Annotated in this window: 2 tRNA genes and 1 rRNA gene; all 3 read right to left on the bottom strand. The window is 47.1% G+C overall.

The features are described 5' to 3' along the window. Positions 1-168: 168 nt before the first annotated feature. Positions 169-245 (bottom strand) — tRNA-Ile (locus tag JCM17207_RS10510). A gap of 5 nt (positions 246-250) precedes the next feature. Beyond that, a tRNA-Ala gene (locus JCM17207_RS10505) sits at positions 251-326 on the bottom strand. Positions 327-446: 120 nt separating this feature from the next. Beyond that, positions 447-571 (bottom strand): 16S ribosomal RNA (locus tag JCM17207_RS10500); the annotation flags it as partial.

Here is a 571-nt window from a genome sequence, read left to right as displayed (position 1 = left end):
TCTCTTTGAGTCTATCAATATCCTCTTGATTCTCTATTTGCCAACTAGATTATTGTTACCCTTCCTTTTGAAACTGTAGTGTTTCTTTAAAAAGAACTTACTATAATCTTGTTTCGCAGTTATTATTCAGTTTTCAAGGTACGTCTTTGGTGATCCTTTCGGATCACGTGGTGGGCCAAAATGGACTCGAACCATCGACCTCACGATTATCAGTCGTGTGCTCTAGCCAGCTGAGCTATTGGCCCATAAGTGGTGGAGATTAAGGGAATCGAACCCTTGACCCCCTGCTTGCAAAGCAGGTGCTCTCCCAGCTGAGCTAAACCCCCACAATCTCTGTTGAGTAACCCTTTTCAGGGCCCTCAAAATTGAACAATATCGAACTTGAACTTTCCCTTGTACCAGATCATCCAAGACATCAAGTCTTGCCGATCTGCCTGACTCCCTAGAAAGGAGGTGATCCAGCCGCAGGTTCTCCTACGGCTACCTTGTTACGACTTCACCCCAATCACCAGTTTTACCTTCGGCGGCGTCCTCCTTGCGGTTAGACTACCGACTTCGGGTCCCCCCGGCT

This window comes from Faecalibacterium gallinarum, from assembly GCF_022180365.1.
GTDB lineage: Bacteria > Bacillota > Clostridia > Oscillospirales > Ruminococcaceae > Faecalibacterium > Faecalibacterium gallinarum.
The sequence above is the reverse complement of the archived record's forward strand: the minus strand, read 5'-3'. Positions and strand labels throughout refer to the sequence as shown.